Genomic DNA, 17,077 nt, shown 5'->3' on the forward strand with positions numbered 1-17,077 from the left:
CGCCTCCAATTCAGGACTTGCCCACAACCTACTGGCCAGTAGGCTACGCCTATGACCGACAGGTACGCGAGCTTCGTCCGATCGGGTGCCGGCCGCGCGCTGGTCAAGCGCCTCGGGCTGCCCGACCCGCCACGACTGCGCCGGCACACCCCCGGCGACCCGCTGGTCCCCGGGCCGGTGCTGCTCGGCGCGGCAACCGGCGGCCGGCTCGCCGAGCCGGTCGGCAGGGTCCTGACCGCCGCCGGGGTCGCCCTGGCCGACCCGGCCGCCGCGCCCGGCCCGGAGCGGCGGCACGCCGCCCTGGTGTACGACGCCACCGGCATCACCGACTCCACCGGCCTGCGCCAGCTCCACGACTTCTTCCACCCGCAGGCCCGCTCGGTGCTGCCCAGCGGCCGGGTGATCGTGCTGGGCACCCCGCCGCAGGAGTGCGGCTCCCCCCGGGAGGCGACCGCCCAGCGCGCCCTCGAAGGGCTGACCCGCAGCATCGGCAAGGAGTTCGGGCGGGGCGTGACCGCCCAGCTCGTCCACGTCACCCCGGCCGGGGACGCGGGCACGGACACCGGCCTGGAGGCCACCCTGCGGTTCCTGCTCTCCGGCCGGTCCGCGTACGTCTCCGGGCAGGTGATCCGGGTCGGCGCGGGCCAGGCCGAGCCGCCGGCCGACTGGGATCGACCGTTGGACGGCCAGGTCGTCCTGGTCACCGGGGCGGCCCGGGGCATCGGCGCGGCGCTGGCCCGGGTGCTGGCCCGCGACGGGGCGAAGGTGGTCGCGCTGGACGTCCCGGCCGCCGGGGACGAGCTGGCCGCCGTGGCCAACGAGATCGGCGGCACCGCCGTGCAGCTCGACCTGACCGCCCCGGACGCCCCGACCCGGCTCGCCGACCACCTGGCCGGCCGGCACGGACGCGTCGACGTGGTGGTGCACAACGCCGGCATCACCCGGGACAAGACCCTGGGCCGGATGGACGCCGACCGGTGGGACCAGGTGCTCGACGTGAACCTCTCCAGCCAGGAGCGGATCAACGACGTGCTGCTGGAGCGCGGGCTCGTACCGGCCGGCGGGCGGATCGTCTCGGTCTCCTCGATCGCCGGGATCGCCGGCAACCGGGGGCAGACCAACTACGCCACCTCCAAGGCCGGGGTGATCGGCTTGGTGCAGTCGCTCGCCCCGGTGCTGCGCGAGCGCGGGATCAGCGTGAACGCGGTCGCCCCCGGCTTCATCGAGACCCGGCTGACCGCCCGCATCCCGCTGGTGATCCGGGAGGCGGGCCGCCGGATGAACAGCATGTCCCAGGGCGGCCTGCCGGTGGACGTGGCCGAGACGATCGGCTGGCTGGCCTGGCCGGCCAGCGGCGCGATCAGCGGCAACATCGTCCGGGTCTGCGGCCAGAGCCTGCTGGGGGCGTGATGACCAGGACGGTCGTGGAGCTGGCCCGGTTGCCGCAGGCCGGCCCGCTGTACCGGCGCGCCCTGCTCGGGGCCCTGCCCGGGGCCGGCCGCCGGCGCGGCGACGCGCTGCCCGGGGTCGAGCTGACCGTCGCCGGGGTCGCCGTCGACCGGGCGCACCTGGCCGACTACGACCGGGTCTGCGGGTTCCGGCTGACCGACCGGCTGCCGGCGACGTACCCGCACGTCATGGGCTTCCCGCTGGCGCTGCGGCTGATGACCGCGCCGGAGTTCCCGATGCCGCTGGTCGGGGTGGTGCACGTGGCCAACCGGATCACCGTGCACCGGCCGGTCGAGGCCGGCGAGACGCTGGACTTCCGGGCGTACGCCGAGGATCTGCGCCCGCACGACCGGGGCCGGCAGGTCGACGTGGTGCTCGTCGGATCGGTCGGCGGGACGGAGGTGTGGCGGGGCGTCTCGACGTACCTCGGCCGGGAGCGCACGGCCGGCGGCGGCGAGCGGCGCGACCGGGGCGGGCGGCCCCCGGCGCCGGCCGCCACCGCGCACTGGCGGGTGCCGCCCCGGGTGGGCACCGACTACGCCCGGGTCTCCGGCGACCACAACCCGATCCACACCTCCCGGCTCGGGGCGCGCCTGTTCGGCTTCCCGCGCCCGATCGCGCACGGGATGTGGAGCAAGGCGCGCTGCCTGGCCGCCCTGGAGAGCCGGCTGCCGGACGCGTACACGGTCGACGTGGCGTTCAAGCTGCCGGTGCCGCTGCCGTCCACGGTGGCCCTCACCGCGACCACCGACGGCGCGTCCTGGACGTTCGCCCTGCACGACGCGCGCGCCGGCCGCCCGCACCTGGCGGGCACCGTCCACTGACCGCCCACCCCTGTCGGAGCCCGGGGGCTTGTCGGTCACTCGTTCGTGGGATAGGTTGTTCTCAGATTGAGTTGTTCTCAGAGTGAGAGAGACGACGTGAACGAGCAGGAGTTCCTTGCCGGCTACGACCCACGGGACTATCCGGCCGTCGCCGTGACCGTGGACGTGGTCGCGCTGACCATTCGCGAGGGCGCGCTGCACCTGCTGCTCGTCCGCCGGGGCGCGCCGCCGTTCGAGGGTCACTGGGCGCTGCCCGGCGGCTTCGTCCGCCCCGAGGAGGACCTGGCCGCCGGCGCACGCCGGGAGCTGGCCGAGGAGACCGGGCTCGGCGGCGAGCGGCTGCGCCGCCTCCACCTGGAGCAGCTCGCCAGCTACGGCGTCCCCGACCGGGATCCCCGGATGCGGGTCGTCTCGGTGGCCCACCTCGCGTTCGCCCCCGACCTGCCGGACCCGGCCGCCGGCAGCGACGCCGACGAGGCGCTCTGGCTGCCGGTCAGCGCGCTGGCCAGCCGGCAGCTCGCCTTCGACCACGCCCGGGTCATCGAGGACGGGTTGGAGCGGGCCCGGTCCAAGCTGGAGTACACCCCGCTGGCCACCCGCTTCCTGGACGCCGAGTTCACCGTCACCGAGCTGCGCGGCGTCTACGAGACGGTCTGGGGGCACCCGCTGCACCCGGGCAACTTCCACCGCAAGGTGCTCTCCGTGCCGGGCTTCGTGGAGAGCACCGGCGCCAGCACCGAGCGCGGTGGCACCCGCGGCGGCCCGCGCGCCAAGCTCTACCGGGCCGGCGACGCCCGGCTGCTGCACCCGGCGCTGCTGCGCCCGGCGCGGGAGGAGACGGTGCGATGAGGACCGACGAGGCCATCCGGCTGGTCGCGGCGGCCCGCACCGACGCCGACCTGTTCGGCGCCGACGCGTCGGCGCACCGGTACCGCGAGCTGGTCGCGGCCCTGCACCCCGACCGGCTGGGCGCGCTCGACGAGGCGGTACGCGCCGAGGCCACCGACGCGTTCGTCCGGGTCACCACCCGCTGGCGGGCCAACCAGGTGATCGTCCTCGGGGCGTACCGGCTCGGCCCGCTCGCCCACACCGGCGACCTGGCCGACCTGTACGACGTCGGCGCGAACCGGCTGCTCAAGTTGCCCCGCGACCCCACCGACAACGACCTGATGGACCGCGAGGCGCACGCCCTGCGCACCGTCGAGGAGCGGGGCGACCCGCGCTACCTGCCCTACGTGCCCCGGCTCGTCGACTCCTTCCGGCACCGGGACGCGGCGACCGGCGCCCAGCGGCGGATCAGCGTGCTGGCCACCGCGCCCGGGCTGCACAGCCTGGACGAGGTCCGCCGGGCGTACCCGGACGGGCTGGACGCCCGGGACGCGGCCTGGATGTGGCGGCGGCTGCTGGTCGCCCTCGGCCTGGCCCACCGGGCCGGCGTGGTGCACGGCGCGGTGCTGCCCCGGCACGTGCTGATCGAGCCGGACGGGCACGGCGTGGTGCTCGTGGACTGGTGCTTCTCGGTGGTCGGCGAGGGCACGGTCCCGGCGCTGGTGCCCGGCCACGAGGACTGGTACCCGCCCGAGGTCGCCGCGAAGCGGCCCTGCGGGCCGGGCACCGACCTGGCGATGGCCGCCCGCTGCATGACCTGGCTGATGGGCGACCGGGCCCCGCGCGAGCTGCGCGACTTCGCCGACGGCTGCCGCCGACCGGCCCTGAACTCCCGGCCCGACGACGCCTGGCGGCTGCTCGGCGAGCTGGACGAGGTGCTGGAGCGGCTCTACGGGCCGCGCACCTTCCGACCCTTCACCCTCAATCCCTAGGGAGGCTGCCATGGGCAGTGGAATGTGGTCCACCGACGTGTACGACGCCGCCGACCGGTACCGCCGGGCCACCGGCAAGAGCACGTTCTCCTACAGCGACAGCGGGGCGCGCACCGTGCACCCGGCCCTCGACCCGCGCGGCGCGGTACGGGAGAGCCGCGACTCGGCCGAGCACCCGCAGTCGACGGCCATCTCGGTGCTGTTCGACGTGACCGGCTCGATGGGAAACGTGCCCCGCACCCTCCAGACCAAGCTGCCGCAGCTACTCGGGCTGCTGCTGCGCCAGGGGTACGCCCGCGACCCGCAGATCATGTTCGGCGCGATCGGCGACGCCACCTGCGACCGGGTGCCGTTGCAGGTCGGGCAGTTCGAGTCGGACAACCGGATGGACGACGACCTCGGCCGGATCGTGCTGGAGGGCGGCGGTGGCGGCCAGATGACGGAGTCCTACGAGCTGGCCATGTACTACATGGCCCGGCACACGGTCACCGACTGCTGGGAGAAACGGGGCCGGCGCGGCTACCTGTTCGTCATCGGCGACGAGCTGGCCTACCCCAGGGTGGACCGGCGGCAGGTCAGCCGCCTGATCGGCGACGACCTGGGCGAGGACGTGCCGCTGCGGCAGATCGTCGACGAGGTGACCCGCCGCTGGGACACGTACTACCTGCTCCCCGCCAGCAGCCACTACGCCGGCAACGCCAAGGTGCTGGACTTCTGGCGCGACCTGCTCGGGCAGAACGCCGTCGTGCTGGACGACCTGGACGCCGTCTGCGAGACCATCGCGCTGACCGTCGGCCTCGGCGAGCAGGCCGTCGACCTGGACCAGGGCCTGGCGGACCTGAAGCGGGCCGGCTCGACGGCCACCGGCACCGTGTCGAAGGCGCTGGCCCGACTCGGCGGCGGCCCGCGGGACCAGGTGTGTGCGCTGCCGGCCCCGTCGGCGCCGCCGGCGACCAGGGGGGTCACCCGGCTGTGAACCACGTGACGGTGGTCGACCTCGGCTACGGCGACGCCGGCAAGGGCACCGTCGTGGACTGGCTCTGCGCGACCCGGCCGGTCCACACGGTGGTCCGCTTCAACGGGGGCGCGCAGGCGGCGCACAACGTCGTCCTGAGCGACGGGCGGCACCACACGTTCGCGCAGTTCGGGGCGGGAACGTTCCGCCCCGGGGTGCGGACCCACCTGGCGCGGCACGTGGTGGTGGACCCGCTGGCCCTGGCCGCCGAGGCCGACCACCTCGCCTCGGTGGGGGTGCCCGACGCGCTCGACCGGCTCACGGTCGACGGGGAGGCGCTGCTGGCGACCCCGTACCACCGGGCCGCCAACCGGGCCCGGGAGCTGGCCCGGGGAGCCGACCGGCACGGCTCCTGCGGGCTGGGGGTGGGCGAGGCCGTCGCGTACGGTCTCGCCCACCCCGACGAGGCACCACGGGTGGCGGACTGCCGCAATCCTGCGGTGCTGCGCCGCCGGCTCGCCGCGCTGCGGGACCGGCTGACCGCCGAACTCGGCCCGCTGGACGCTCCGCCGGTGGCGGACTGCCTGCCCGCGTTCATCGGGTTCGCCGGCCGGGTGGCGATCGTCGACCGGGCGTACCTGGCCGGGGTGCTGCGCGCCGGGACCTGCGTCTTCGAGGGGGCGCAGGGGGTGTTGCTCGACGAGTGGCACGGCTTCCACCCGTACACGACGTGGAGCACCACCACGTTCGCCAACGCCGAGGCCCTGCTCGCCGAGGCGGGGCTGGCCGGGCGGGCCGAACGGCTGGGCGTGCTGCGGATCGCCACCACCCGGCACGGCCCCGGGCCGCTGGTCACCGAGGACCCGGCGCTGCCGCTGGCCGACCCGCACAACCCGACCAACCCGTGGCAGGGGCGGTTCCGGTTCGGCCACTTCGACGCGGTCGCCCACCGGTACGCGCTGGAGGTGGCCGGCGGGGTCGACGGCCTCGCGCTCACCCACCTCGACCTGGCCGACCGGGGGCTGCGGACATGCCGGCGCTACGACAGCGTCGACCGGCTGGACCCCGGGCCGCCCGGCGACTTGGACCGGCAGGCCGCGCTCACCGCCCGCCTGCTGGCGGCCCGCCCGGTGTACGACGACGGCCCACCGGCCGACTGGCCCTCGGCGGTGGAGGAGGCGCTGGGCACCCCGGTGGTGCTGACCTCCCGCTCGCCCACCGCCGAGGGCAAGGCGGCCCGGACGGGCACCCTGTTGGCGCCCGCCGGCTAGGCCGGGTCGCCGCCCAGGTAGGTGAGCATGGCCTCCCGGCTGCGCGGCAGCCCGTACTCGCAGACGAGCATGCTGAAGTTGCCGAACGTCCGGCCGTTGATCTGCCAGGGCTCGGGCGAGCGGGCCAGCACCTCCACGAGCCGGCGCTGGCGCGGGGCCAGCGCGGCGGGGGGCACCCCCTCGGACAACCGGCCGTCCGGGAACGCGAGGCGCAGCGCCTCGGTGGCCACCGGCAGGGCCGCGGAGCCGGTGACGGTGGGCAGCCGGCCGAGCAGCGCGTCGAACGCCCGGTCCGTGTGCCGGGGGTCCACCAGGCGCAGGGACAGCCCGGCGTACCCGGCCAGGTCGCCGTCGTGGAACGGCACCCCGACTCCGTCGCCCGTCGGTCGACGTCGCGACCCGTCGGGCGAGGCGGCCACCCAGGCCAGCAGCTCGTCCACCGTCGCCTGGTCGGTCTCCGCGCCGAGCACCCGGGCCCGGCCGACCGCTGCGGCCCAGCGGACCACCGGGCGCGGGTCGGCCAGCAACCCGGCGTCCGGCGCGCTGCCCAGCAGCCCGGACGCCACCACGGCGGTGGCCACCTCGTCGGCGTCCGACGCGGCGTCGCGGACCGCGGCCAGCGCGGCCACGCTGCCGGCCGCGTCCTCCGGGAACCAGGCGAGGGCGTAGGCCGCCCCGACCCGCACCCCCGGTTCCGGTCGGGTGAGCAGGCTCCGCAGCAGGGGCACCCCGGCCCGCGCCGCGTCGTACGCGGCCAGCTCGATGTACCCCCACAGCCGCCCCTGATCCTCCGCGCTCAGCGACTCGACGTACTCGTACTCGACATACTCCTTCTTCTCGTCGTCCTCGTCGTCCTCGTCGTCGTCCTCGTCGCACGGGGGCGGCTTGGCGGCGAGCAGCTCCCGCCCACCGTCGGCGGCCCGGCGGAACTCCGCCACCGGGAAGCCCTCGGGCAGCCACCTCTCGTCGTAGCCGATCGCGAGCGCCGTGATCAGGTAGAGCCCCAGCTCCGGGTCCGGCGTGGCCGGGTCGCCGGCCAGTTCGAGCAGGAACGGCAGCGCGTACGCCGAGGCCTCGTGCCGGGAGCCCTGGTGGAAGATGTTGGCGTACAGCGCGCCGATGGCCGTCTGCCGCTCCTGCGGGTCGGGCGAGCGCAGGGCGCGAAGCTGGCCGGGCACGTCGCCGGCCGAGCCGTAGGCGTGGCCGAGCCGCCGCCAGTCGATCTGGTCCAGTCCGTCAAGCACGGCCACATCCTCGTGCACCCCACCGACAGTCCCGTGCCGGCCTCACTCCTCCGGCGGGCGCCAGGTGACCCCGCGCAGGAGTTGGTCGGCACCGAGCCAGGCGACGTTCATCATCCGGGTGGCGGTCTTCTCCGGGTCCGCCCCGGGGTGGTCGGCGAGCCAGTCGGCCAGCGACTCGCTCGCGCCGACCAGGGCGTACGCGACGACCTCCAGGTCGGTGCCGCTCACCTCGCGCCCCCGGGCGCGCAGCGCGTGGTCGAGCATCCCGGCGACCACCTCGACGAGCCGGGACCGCATGGCGGCCAGTTCCCCGGCGAACGGCTGCGAGCCCCGGGCCTGCCGGTAGAGCACCGCCCAGCCGTCCCGGTGCGCCCCGACGAAGCCGAAGAACGCCCGCAGCCCGCGCCAGAGCCGCTCGTCGGCGTCCAGATCGGGGGCGGCGGCCCCGGCGATGGCCTCCGTCATCCGGGTGCCCTCGCGGTGCAGGCAGGCGACGAAGAGCTCCTCCTTGGTGCCGAGGTACGCGTAGACCATGGGCTTGGAGATGCCCGCGACCTCGGCGATCTCGTCCATGCTGGCCGCGTGGAAACCGCGCCGGGAGAAGACCCGGACGGCCGCGTCGAGCATCTGCTGCTCGCGTACGGCCCGGGGCAGGCGCTTGAAGGTGGGGGTGCTGGACACCTTGCGAGCATACCTACTCATGCGTAGGGTTACGCTTGAGTAACCACAGTCGCCGCCCGAGAGGTGCATCTCCCATGACCGACTTCGACCCGGCCAACTTCGCCAACTACGGCCCGAAGGAGTTCGCCCAGCTGGTCAAGTCCACCCCCGACGACAAGATCGCCGAGGTGATGTCCGGCGACCTGCGCGGCAAGGTCCTGAGCGAGGTCTTCGGCCGGATGCCCTCGCTGTTCCGCGCCGACCGGGCCGGGGCCACCAACGCGGTGATCCACTGGAACATCACCGGCCGCCCCGACGGTGGCACCGACACGTACGAGATCGCCATCGCCGACGGCGCCTGCACGGTCAACGAGCCCCCGCAGCACGACCCGAAGCTGAGCCTCACCATGGGCCCGGTCGAGTTCCTGAAGATCGTCTCCGGCGGGGCCAACCCGGTCATGATGTTCATGACGGGCAAGCTGAAGGCCAAGGGCGACCTGGGCCTGGCCGCCAACATCGCCAACCTGTTCGACATCCCCAAGGCCTGACATGGCCGAGTTCTCGCTCGACCTGAACGAGGAACAGCGGGACCTGCGGGACTGGGTGCACGGCTTCGCCGCCGAGGTCGTGCGCCCGGCCGCCGCCGAGTGGGACGCCCGGGAGGAGACTCCCTGGCCCGTCATCCAGGAGGCGGCGAAGGTCGGCCTCTACGGCTTCGAGTTCCTCGCCACCTGTTGGGCCGACCCCACCGGCCTGTCCCTGCCGATCGCCAGCGAGGAGCTCTTCTGGGGCGACGCCGGCATCGGCCTGGGCATCTTCGGCACCTCGCTCGCGGTGGCCGCCATCTACGGCGCGGGCACCCCCGACCAGCTCGTCGAGTGGGTCCCGCAGTGCTTCGGCGACGTGGACTCACCCGCCGTCGCGGCGTTCTGCACCACGGAGCCGGAGGCCGGCTCCGACGTCGGCGCGATGCGCACCCGGGCCGGCTACGACGAGGCCACCGACGAGTGGGTGCTGCGCGGGCAGAAGGCGTACGCCACCAACGGCGGGATCGCCGGGGTGCACGTGGTCACCGCCTCGATCGACCCGGAACTCGGCTCGCGCGGCCAGGCCGCGTTCGTCGTACCGCCGGGGACCGCCGGGTTGAGCGCCACCCGGAAGCTGCGCAAGCTGGGGCTGCGCGCCTCGCACACGGCGGACGTCTTCCTCGACGACGTCCGGGTGCCGGGCCGCTGCCTGCTCGGCGGCCGGGAGGCCCTGCTGGAGCGGCTCGACCGGGCCCGCTCCGGCCAGCGCGCCTCCGGCCAGGCCGCGATGCGCACCTTCGAGCTGTCCCGGCCCACCGTCGGCGCGCAGGCGCTCGGCGTGGCCCGGGCCGCCTACGAGTACGCCCTCGACTACGCGAAGGACCGGGTCCAGTTCGGCCGGCCGATCATCGAGAACCAGGCCGTCGCGTTCGCGCTGGCCGACATGAGGATGGAGATCGACGCGGCCCGGCTGCTGGTCTGGCGGGCGTCCTGGATGGGCCGCAACAACCGCCCGTTCACCGCCGGCGAGGGCTCGATGTCGAAGCTCAAGGCCGGCGAGGTGGCCGTGTCGGTCACCGAGAAGGCGGTCCAGTTGCTCGGTGGGGCCGGCTTCCTGCGGGACCACCCGGTCGAGCGCTGGTACCGGGACGCGAAGATCTACACCATCTTCGAGGGCACCTCCGAGATCCAGCGGCTGGTCATCTCCCGGGCCATCTCCGGCGTACACGTCCGCTGACCTGTGGCCCAGCACCCTCGCACCACCACGCGCGACCACCGCGTCGGCCTCTCCCCACCGAGCGCCGGCGCGGTGGCGACCGGCACCGGAGGGGCCCGCGAGCCGGGCGTGGCCGGCCCCCAGGACGACGCTGGCGACCCGACCAGCCACGCCCGGCGAGGAGCCCCCGGTGGGCCCTTACGCACCGCCGAAGGAGGCCGCGCATGGACCTGCCGTTCGTCGTCGCCACGCTGACCCGGCGCGGGCTGCTCACCCCGGGCCGGCCGATCCGGGTCGCCTCCCAGCTCAGCGCGCTGCGCAGGTGGGGCTGGGGCCTCGCCGGTGAGCTGCGCCAGGCCGCCGCCCGGGACCCGGGCCGCACCGCCGTCGTCGACGAGTTGGGCGCCGAGCTGACGTACCGGGACCTGCTGGACCGGGCCGAACGGCTGGCCAAGTCGCTGCGCGGCGCGCTCGGCGTCCAGGTCGGGGACCGGATCGGGCTGCTCTGCCGCAACCACCACGGGCTGATCGAGGCCATGGTGGCCACCACCCTGCTCGGCGCGGACGCGGTGCTGGTCAACTCCGGGCTCTCCGCCGCGCAGCTCGCCGCCGTGGCCGAGGAGCAGGCGCTCAGGGTCCTGGTGCACGACGCCGAGTTCGCCGACCGGCTCCCCGGCCTCCCCGCCGGGCTGCACCGGGTCGACGAGGCCCGGCTGGAGGACCTGGTCGCGGGCGGGCCGCCCGGCGACCTCCGGCCGCCGCCGCGCGACGGCCGGACCGTCGTGCTCACCTCCGGCACCACCGGCGCGCCCAAGGGTGCCCGCCGGCCCACCCCGCACGGCTTCGGCCCGCTGGTGTCCATCATCGACCGCATCCCGCTGCACGTCCGGGACACCGTGCTGATCGCCGCGCCGCTGTTCCACACCTGGGGGTACGCCGCCCTCCAGGTCTGCTTCGCCCTGCGGGCGACCATCGTGCTGCACCGCCGCTTCGACCCGGCCGCCACGCTGGACGCGCTGGCGGCGCGGCGCTGCGACGCCATGTTCGCCGTCCCGGTGATGGTGCAGCGGCTGATGGAGGTTCCGCCGCCCGACCGGAGGCCGCCGCTGAAGGTGGTCGCCGTCAGCGGATCCGCGCTGCCCGGCGGGCTGACCACGAGGTTCATGGACGCCTACGGCGAGGTCCTCTACAACCTGTACGGCTCCACCGAGGTCTCCTGGGCGTCCATCGCGGGCCCCGCCGACCTGCGCCGGGCACCCACCACCGCCGGCCGGCCGCCGCACGGCACCCGGCTGCGGATCCTCGACGAGGAGGGTCGACCGCTCCCCGACGGCCGGGTCGGCCGGATCTTCGTGGGCAACGAGATGCTGTTCGAGGGCTACACCTCGGGGGCGGGCCGGGAGAGCCGGGACGGCCTGCTGGACACCGGGGACCTCGGCCGGGTCGACGCTGACGGGCTGCTCTTCGTCGACGGGCGGGCCGACGACATGATCGTCTCCGGCGGGGAGAACGTCTTCCCGTCCGAGGTGGAGGACCTGATCGCCCGGCTCCCCCAGGTCCGGGAGGTGGCCGTGATCGGCGTGCCGGACCCCGAGTACGGCCAGCGACTCGCCGCGTTCCTCGCCCTGCGTCCCGGCGAGACGCTGGACCCGGAGGCGGTCCGCGAGTACGTCCGGCACTACCTGGCCCGGTTCTCCGTACCCCGGGACGTGGTCTTCGTGAAGTACCTGCCGCGCAACGCCACCGGCAAGGTGCTGAGCCGCGAGCTGCGCCGCTACTACGGCTGACGGGCCGTCCCGGCACGGCTGAGGGGTTCCCCGCCGACCGGGCACACCAGGGTCTCTCCCGAGCCGCCGACCGGGGTGTGCCGGGGGACTCTCCCGGATGCCCCCGGGCTCCCCCGACGGGCAGGCTCGACGGCATGAAGATCATGAATCGCCGGACCGTCCTCGTCGCCACGTCGCTCGGCGCCCTGCTGACCATCACCGCCCCCGGCGCGGTCACCGCCGCTCCGCGCACCCCCGACGCCGGGGCTGCCGGCTCCGGGGCGGCCTCGACGGCGGCGCTCGGCCGGGGCGGCGCCGACTGCCGGCCCGGCACCCTCGACCCCGGCCCCCTCCGGGCGGCGATCGCCGGCCTACCCGGCGCCGACGCGACCAGCGCCCAGGTGCGGATCACCACCCCGGAGGGCTGCTGGACGGACGCCACCGGAGTACGGGACCTGCGCACCCAGGCCCCGGTGCCGCCGCACGCGCGGTTCCGGGTGGGCAGCGTCAGCAAGGTCTTCACCGCCGCGTTGGTGCTGCGACTCGCCAGCGAGGGGCGGGTCGACCTCGACGGGTCGGTGCAGGGGTACCTGCCCGGCCTGCTGCCCGCCGACTACCCGACCGTGACCGTCCGCCAGTTGCTCGACCACACCAGCGGCATCCCCAGCCCGGCCGTGCCGGGCGACGTCGAGTGGCAGCTCGCCCACCGGTACGACCGGTGGACCCCGGAGCAGATCGTCCAACTCGGGCTGGACAACCGCCGGGAGTTCGAGCCCGGGGAGAAGCAGCGCTACACCAACATGGGCTACATCGTCGCCGGCCTGCTGATCGAGAAGGTCACCGGCCACTCGTACGCGGCAGAGCTGGACCGGCGGATCGCCCGGCCGCTCGGCCTGCGGGACACCTACGCGCCGGGCGACGACCCGCGCATCCACGGCCCGCACGCGCACGGCTACCAGGCCGTGGTCCGCGGCGGGGCGACCGAGCTGGTGGATGCGACCACCTGGAGCCAGACCTTCACCCCGGCCTCCGGGGACGTCATCTCCAGCCTGGCCGACCTGGACACCTTCACGACGGCGCTGTTCGCCGGCCGAGTGGTGCCGGAGCCGCAGCTCACCGAGATGTTCACCCTGCCGCCGGTGGACGATGCGGAGGGCGGGCCGGCCCGGTACAGCGCCGGGCTTACCGCCCTGGCGCTGCCGAGCGGCGAGACCCTGTGGGCCAAGACCGGCTCCCGGTTCGGCTACCTGGCCGCGGTGGCCTCGACGCGCGACGGCCGGTTCCGGGTGGAGTACTCGATCACCGCGACGGACGCCAAGGGCGAGGAGTTGAGCGTCACCGCCCAGGCCGTCATCGCCGCCGCCCTCGGCCTGGCCTGACCGCCGGGCCGAGCCGGCCGCCGCGAACGCCGGCCACCCTGCCGCGCGCGGCCCCGCGCGTTCGGGGCGGCGTCCGGGTGGCCCAGACACGCCACCAGGAGTGAACGTGACAGCCGGGCCCACAGTGGCCGGTGTCGCCCCTGAGCCGTCCACCCGACGGGAGCGGGGGCAGCCCGATCAGCCGGGGATCGTGATCCGGCCGTCGACCGCCGCGGCGGCGATGTCGGTGCGGTGGTGCGAGTCGGCCAGCCCGATGCCGCCGACCAGCGCGTACGCGGCGTCCCGCGCGGCGGCGAGGGTGGCCCCGGTGGCCGTACCGCAGAGGACCCGGCCGCCCGCGGAGAGCAACGCGCCGTCGGCGGCCCGGCGGGCGGTGCCCGCGTGGATCACGCCCGGACGGTCGGCACCGGTGATCACGTCGCCGGTGCGTGGGGTGCCCGGGTAGTTGTCGGCGGCCACCACCACGGTCACCGCCGCGCCGTCGCGCCAGCGCAGCGGCGGGTGCGCGGCCAGCGTGCCGGTCGCAGCCGCGTGCAGCAGGCCGCCGAGCGGGGTCTCCAGCAGGGCGAGGACGACCTGGGTCTCCGGGTCGCCGAAGCGGGCGTTGAACTCGATCACCCGCGGCCCGTCGGCGGTGATCGCCAGGCCGACGTAGAGCAGGCCGGCGAACGGGGTGCCCCGGCGGCGCATCTCCGCCAGGGTCGGGTGGACGACGTCGGCCATCACCTCGTCGACCAGGCCGGACGGCGCCCAGGGCAGCGGCGCGTACGCCCCCATGCCGCCGGTGTTCGGGCCGGAGTCGCCGTCGCCGACCCGCTTGAAGTCCTGCGCGGGCAGCAGCGGCACCGCCGCCTCGCCGTCGGTGACCACGAAGAGGGAGACCTCGGGGCCGGCCAGGTACTCCTCGACGACGACCCGGCCGCACTCCTGCGCGTGCCGCAGCGCGGCGGCCCGGTCGTCGGTGACGACGACCCCCTTGCCGGCGGCCAGCCCGTCGTTCTTCACCACGTACGGCGCGCCGAACTCGTCCAGCGCGGCGGCGGTGGACGCCTCGTCGGCGCAGGTGTACGCCCGCGCGGTCGGCACGCCGGCGGCGGTCATCACGTCCTTGGCGAACGTCTTCGAGCCCTCCAGCCGGGCGGCCTCGGCGGACGGCCCGAACGCGGCGACGCCCTTGGCGCGCACGGCGTCGGCGACCCCGGCGACCAGCGGCGCCTCGGGCCCGATCACCACCAGGTCGGCCCGGGTCTCCACAGCCAACGCGGCGACCGCGGCGGGATCGGCAACGTCCACCGCCCGCACCCCGGCCACCCCGGCGATCCCGGGATTACCGGGCGCCGCGATCAGATCCTCGACGTCCGGATCCGCGCAGAGCCCGAGCGCAAGCGCATGCTCCCGCCCCCCACCACCCAAAAGAAGTACCCGCACGACCCGGAATCCTACCCACCCCCGCTCCCCCACCCGTTGATCATGAAGTTGTTGTCGGCCGCCTGGCGTGTCGCGGGCAACAACTTCATGATCAACGGAGGTGGGCGGCCCTGAGTGCCTGGCGGACGGCCCAGGGGATGTAGTCGGGGCGCAGGGTGTCCGACCAGGTGAAACGCAGGACCCGCCAGCCCGCGTTGACCAGTCGGTTCTGGCGTCGACGGTCGGCGTAGACCGCCTGCGGACCGCTGTGCGGCTCCCGCCCGTCAGCCTCGGCGATCAGACGCGCGGCACGCCAACCGAGGTCACCGATGCCGAGCAGGTAACCGTCGGCGTCACGCACCTCCAACTGGAGCACCTCGGGCGGCACCCCGCCGTCGACGCAGCGCAGCCTCGTCCGGGTCTCCAACGGCGACTGCGCCCGACCGTCCGCCTCGGTAAGGTGGAGGCGGGCCGAGACCGCTCCCCGCCTCCCCCGGATCATGGACGGGATCAGGCGCAATTCCTCGGGCCCGAGGAGCCCTCGGTTCAGCGCGGAGTCGAGCAGGGACACAGCGGCGTAGCGGTGCTCACGAAGGATGAGGTCGGAGACGGTACGCAGGGGCCCGGTCGCCGCGACCCCCCCGACCGATCCGAGCTGACCCGGCGCGATCACCAACTGGTGGACGACCACCTCGGGATGCGCGGCGCGGGCCGGCCTGGCGACCGCCCCGGGCACGGACAGGTGTATTGCGTCGGACCGGGGCAGCCCCGCGATCCGGTGCAACTCGGCGGCGGTCCCGAGGACGGCGGCTGCGCCCGGGCCGAAGGACGCCACCGCCGCCCTGATCCGGGCCACCCGGGGGACGCCGTCATACAGGTCGGCGTCCACGAGGTAACCGCCTCGCGCGATCGCCCGCCACCGCCCCGAGCGGCACAACCGTTGCACCTCGTGCACGGTGAGACCGGCGGCACGCGCCTGCGCCAACGTCACGACGCCGTCCTGCGCAGCGGCAACCCGCCGCACCACCCCCACCGCATCCACCAAACCAGATTCCCGCCCCCACCCGCCCCCCGAAACCCCCTGTGGAAAACCCCCGCCCCCCTGTGGAAAACCCCCGCCACCCGCCTGCGTTGATCATGAAGCTATTGCCTCGACACGCCGAGATGGCGGGCAATAACTTCATGATCAACGGGGCTGGAGGGGTGGGTGGGAGGGAGGGAGGGAGGGAGGTGGGTGGGTGGGTTAGGGGAGGAGGGGGTGGCGGGTGACGTTTTCTTCGCGGCCTGGGCCCACGCCGACGATGCTGACTCGGGTGCCGCAGATCTCCTCGATGCGGGCGATGTAGCGTCTCGCGTTCTCCGGGAGTTCGGCCTCGGTCCTCGCCTTGGTGATGTCCTCCCACCAGCCGTCGAGCTCCTCGTAGATCGGAGTCGCGTGGTGGAACTCGGTCTGCGTCATCGGCATGTCGTCGAAGCGCTCGCCGTCGATCTCGTACCCGACGCAGATCGGCACCTTGGGCAGGCCGGTCAGCACGTCCAGCTTGGTGACGACCAGGTCGGTGACGCCGTTGAGGCGGCAGGAGTACCGGGCGACGACGGCGTCGAACCAGCCGCACCGGCGCTCCCGGCCGGTCGTCGTGCCGTACTCGTGGCCGACCTTGCGCAGGTGCTGGCCGTTGTCGTCGAACAGCTCGGTCGGGAACGGGCCGGAGCCCACCCGGGTGGTGTACGCCTTGCTGACCGCGATCACCTTGTTGATCGCCGTCGGCGGGATGCCGGCGCCCACGCACGCCCCGCCCGCAGTCGGGTTCGACGAGGTCACGAAGGGGTACGTGCCGTGGTCCATGTCGAGCATGGTGGCCTGGGCGCCCTCCAGCAGGACCGTCTCGCCCCGGTCGAGGGCGTCCCAGAGCATCACCCGGGTCTCGGCGATGTACGGCTTGAGCCGCTCGGCGTACTCCAGGTACTCCTCGACGGTCGCCTCGACGTCGATCGCCTTGCGGTTGTACACCTTGAACAGGATCTGGTTCTTCTCGCGCAGCGCGAGTTCCAGCTTCTTGCGCAGGATGCCCGGGTCGAGCAGGTCCTGGAGCCGGATGCCCATCCGGGCGACCTTGTCCCCGTAGGCCGGGCCGATGCCCCGGCCGGTGGTGCCGATCCGGGAGCTGCCCAGGTACCGCTCCACCACCCGGTCGAGGGCCCGGTGGTGCGGCATGATCAGGTGCGCGTCGCCGGAGATCCGCAGCCGGGACACGTCCACCCCGCGCTCGGCGAGGCCGTCGATCTCGGTCAGCAGCACCTTCGGGTCGACCACCACACCGTTGCCGATGATGATCATCGCGCTCGGCGAGAGCGCGCCGGACGGCATCAGGTGCAGCGCGTACTTCTGCCCGTCAGGGGTGATCACCGTGTGGCCGGCGTTGTTGCCGCCGGAGTAGCGCACGACGTAGTCGACCCGCTCACCCAGCAGGTCGGTAACCTTGCCCTTGCCCTCGTCGCCCCACTGAGCGCCGATGAGCACGATCGCTGGCATCTTTTCCGCCTCCAGAAGGCTCGGGT

15 protein-coding genes are annotated in these 17,077 nt (G+C 74.5%); 10 read left to right on the forward strand and 5 right to left on the reverse strand.

The window, feature by feature from the left end; all coding sequences use genetic code 11:
• The first annotated feature begins 51 nt into the window (after nt 1–51).
• From OOK41_RS01580 to OOK41_RS01605, 6 genes are all read left to right on the forward strand, one after another.
• Entirely contained in the window at nt 52–1,410 is a 1,359-nt protein-coding gene (locus tag OOK41_RS01580; RefSeq protein WP_266262564.1) for a 3-oxoacyl-ACP reductase, read from the forward strand.
• On the forward strand, nt 1,410–2,273 hold the full coding sequence (locus OOK41_RS01585; protein ID WP_266262566.1) for a MaoC/PaaZ C-terminal domain-containing protein: 864 nt from the start codon (nt 1,410–1,412) through the stop codon (nt 2,271–2,273). Before OOK41_RS01580 ends, OOK41_RS01585 begins: the two co-directional genes overlap by 1 nt.
• A 96-nt stretch (nt 2,274–2,369) precedes the next feature.
• Entirely contained in the window at nt 2,370–3,122 is a 753-nt protein-coding gene (locus OOK41_RS01590; RefSeq protein ID WP_117667961.1) for an NUDIX domain-containing protein, read from the forward strand.
• Nucleotides 3,119–4,093, forward strand: coding sequence for a serine/threonine protein kinase (locus OOK41_RS01595; protein WP_266262568.1), 975 nt, complete (start codon nt 3,119–3,121; stop codon nt 4,091–4,093). Before OOK41_RS01590 ends, OOK41_RS01595 begins: the two co-directional genes overlap by 4 nt.
• 10 nt (nt 4,094–4,103) lie before the next feature.
• Nucleotides 4,104–5,069 (forward strand): hypothetical protein, encoded by a 966-nt coding sequence (locus tag OOK41_RS01600; protein WP_117667963.1) that lies wholly within the window; start codon nt 4,104–4,106, stop codon nt 5,067–5,069.
• Complete coding sequence (locus tag OOK41_RS01605; RefSeq protein WP_266262570.1) at nt 5,066–6,319, forward strand: adenylosuccinate synthetase; 1,254 nt, start codon at nt 5,066–5,068, stop codon at nt 6,317–6,319. The genes OOK41_RS01600 and OOK41_RS01605 overlap by 4 nt, the downstream gene beginning before the upstream one ends.
• On the opposite strand, the gene OOK41_RS01610 is transcribed toward OOK41_RS01605, so the two are convergent.
• Together OOK41_RS01610 and OOK41_RS01615 are read right to left on the reverse strand one after the other, a co-directional pair.
• Nucleotides 6,316–7,563 (reverse strand): hypothetical protein, encoded by a 1,248-nt coding sequence (locus tag OOK41_RS01610; protein WP_266262572.1) that lies wholly within the window; start codon nt 7,561–7,563, stop codon nt 6,316–6,318. The genes OOK41_RS01605 and OOK41_RS01610 overlap by 4 nt on opposite strands.
• Before the next feature lie 42 nt (nt 7,564–7,605).
• Entirely contained in the window at nt 7,606–8,244 is a 639-nt protein-coding gene (locus OOK41_RS01615) for a TetR/AcrR family transcriptional regulator (RefSeq protein ID WP_266262574.1), read from the reverse strand.
• A 74-nt stretch (nt 8,245–8,318) separates the two neighbouring features.
• On the opposite strand from OOK41_RS01615, the gene OOK41_RS01620 reads away from it, so the two are divergent.
• The 4 genes from OOK41_RS01620 to OOK41_RS01635 all read left to right on the forward strand — a co-directional run bounded on the left by OOK41_RS01620 (nt 8,319) and on the right by OOK41_RS01635 (nt 13,111).
• Nucleotides 8,319–8,771 (forward strand): SCP2 sterol-binding domain-containing protein, encoded by a 453-nt coding sequence (locus tag OOK41_RS01620; protein ID WP_266262576.1) that lies wholly within the window; start codon nt 8,319–8,321, stop codon nt 8,769–8,771.
• A 1-nt stretch (nt 8,772) separates the two neighbouring features.
• Nucleotides 8,773–9,987, forward strand: coding sequence for an acyl-CoA dehydrogenase family protein (locus tag OOK41_RS01625; RefSeq protein WP_117667967.1), 1,215 nt, complete (start codon nt 8,773–8,775; stop codon nt 9,985–9,987).
• A 203-nt stretch (nt 9,988–10,190) separates the two neighbouring features.
• Nucleotides 10,191–11,753, forward strand: a complete 1,563-nt coding sequence (locus tag OOK41_RS01630; protein ID WP_266262578.1) for an AMP-binding protein — start codon at nt 10,191–10,193, stop codon at nt 11,751–11,753.
• Nucleotides 11,754–11,887: 134 nt separating this feature from the next.
• Nucleotides 11,888–13,111: a serine hydrolase gene (locus tag OOK41_RS01635; RefSeq protein WP_266262579.1), complete on the forward strand. Its 1,224-nt coding sequence runs from the start codon at nt 11,888–11,890 to the stop codon at nt 13,109–13,111.
• A 177-nt stretch (nt 13,112–13,288) separates the two neighbouring features.
• On the opposite strand, the gene purD is transcribed toward OOK41_RS01635, so the two are convergent.
• The 3 genes from purD to OOK41_RS01650 all read right to left on the reverse strand — a co-directional run bounded on the left by purD (nt 13,289) and on the right by OOK41_RS01650 (nt 17,051).
• A complete protein-coding gene (gene purD, locus OOK41_RS01640; RefSeq protein ID WP_266262580.1) occupies nt 13,289–14,539 on the reverse strand; it encodes a phosphoribosylamine--glycine ligase in 1,251 nt (416 codons plus the stop codon).
• A gap of 91 nt (nt 14,540–14,630) precedes the next feature.
• Entirely contained in the window at nt 14,631–15,560 is a 930-nt protein-coding gene (locus OOK41_RS01645; RefSeq protein ID WP_323136150.1) for a type IV toxin-antitoxin system AbiEi family antitoxin domain-containing protein, read from the reverse strand.
• A 201-nt stretch (nt 15,561–15,761) separates the two neighbouring features.
• On the reverse strand, nt 15,762–17,051 hold the full coding sequence (locus OOK41_RS01650; RefSeq protein WP_117667971.1) for an adenylosuccinate synthase: 1,290 nt from the start codon (nt 17,049–17,051) through the stop codon (nt 15,762–15,764).
• Nucleotides 17,052–17,077: the final 26 nt, after the last annotated feature.

The organism is Micromonospora sp. NBC_01655 (assembly GCF_026339755.1).
GTDB lineage: Bacteria > Actinomycetota > Actinomycetes > Mycobacteriales > Micromonosporaceae > Micromonospora.

Excerpts from the sequence above, each read along its gene's own strand:
- OOK41_RS01600 (WP_117667963.1), top strand. The coding sequence starts at position 4,104 with ATGGGCAGTGGAATGTGGTCCACCGACGTGTACGACGCCGCCGACCGG.
- OOK41_RS01585 (WP_266262566.1), top strand. The coding sequence starts at position 1,410 with ATGACCAGGACGGTCGTGGAGCTGGCCCGGTTGCCGCAGGCCGGCCCG.
- OOK41_RS01630 (WP_266262578.1), top strand. The coding sequence starts at position 10,191 with ATGGACCTGCCGTTCGTCGTCGCCACGCTGACCCGGCGCGGGCTGCTC.
- OOK41_RS01635 (WP_266262579.1), top strand. The coding sequence starts at position 11,888 with ATGAAGATCATGAATCGCCGGACCGTCCTCGTCGCCACGTCGCTCGGC.
- OOK41_RS01595 (WP_266262568.1), top strand. The coding sequence starts at position 3,119 with ATGAGGACCGACGAGGCCATCCGGCTGGTCGCGGCGGCCCGCACCGAC.
- OOK41_RS01650 (WP_117667971.1), bottom strand. The coding sequence starts at position 17,051 with ATGCCAGCGATCGTGCTCATCGGCGCTCAGTGGGGCGACGAGGGCAAG.
- OOK41_RS01580 (WP_266262564.1), top strand. The coding sequence starts at position 52 with ATGACCGACAGGTACGCGAGCTTCGTCCGATCGGGTGCCGGCCGCGCG.
- OOK41_RS01625 (WP_117667967.1), top strand. The coding sequence starts at position 8,773 with ATGGCCGAGTTCTCGCTCGACCTGAACGAGGAACAGCGGGACCTGCGG.
- OOK41_RS01620 (WP_266262576.1), top strand. The coding sequence starts at position 8,319 with ATGACCGACTTCGACCCGGCCAACTTCGCCAACTACGGCCCGAAGGAG.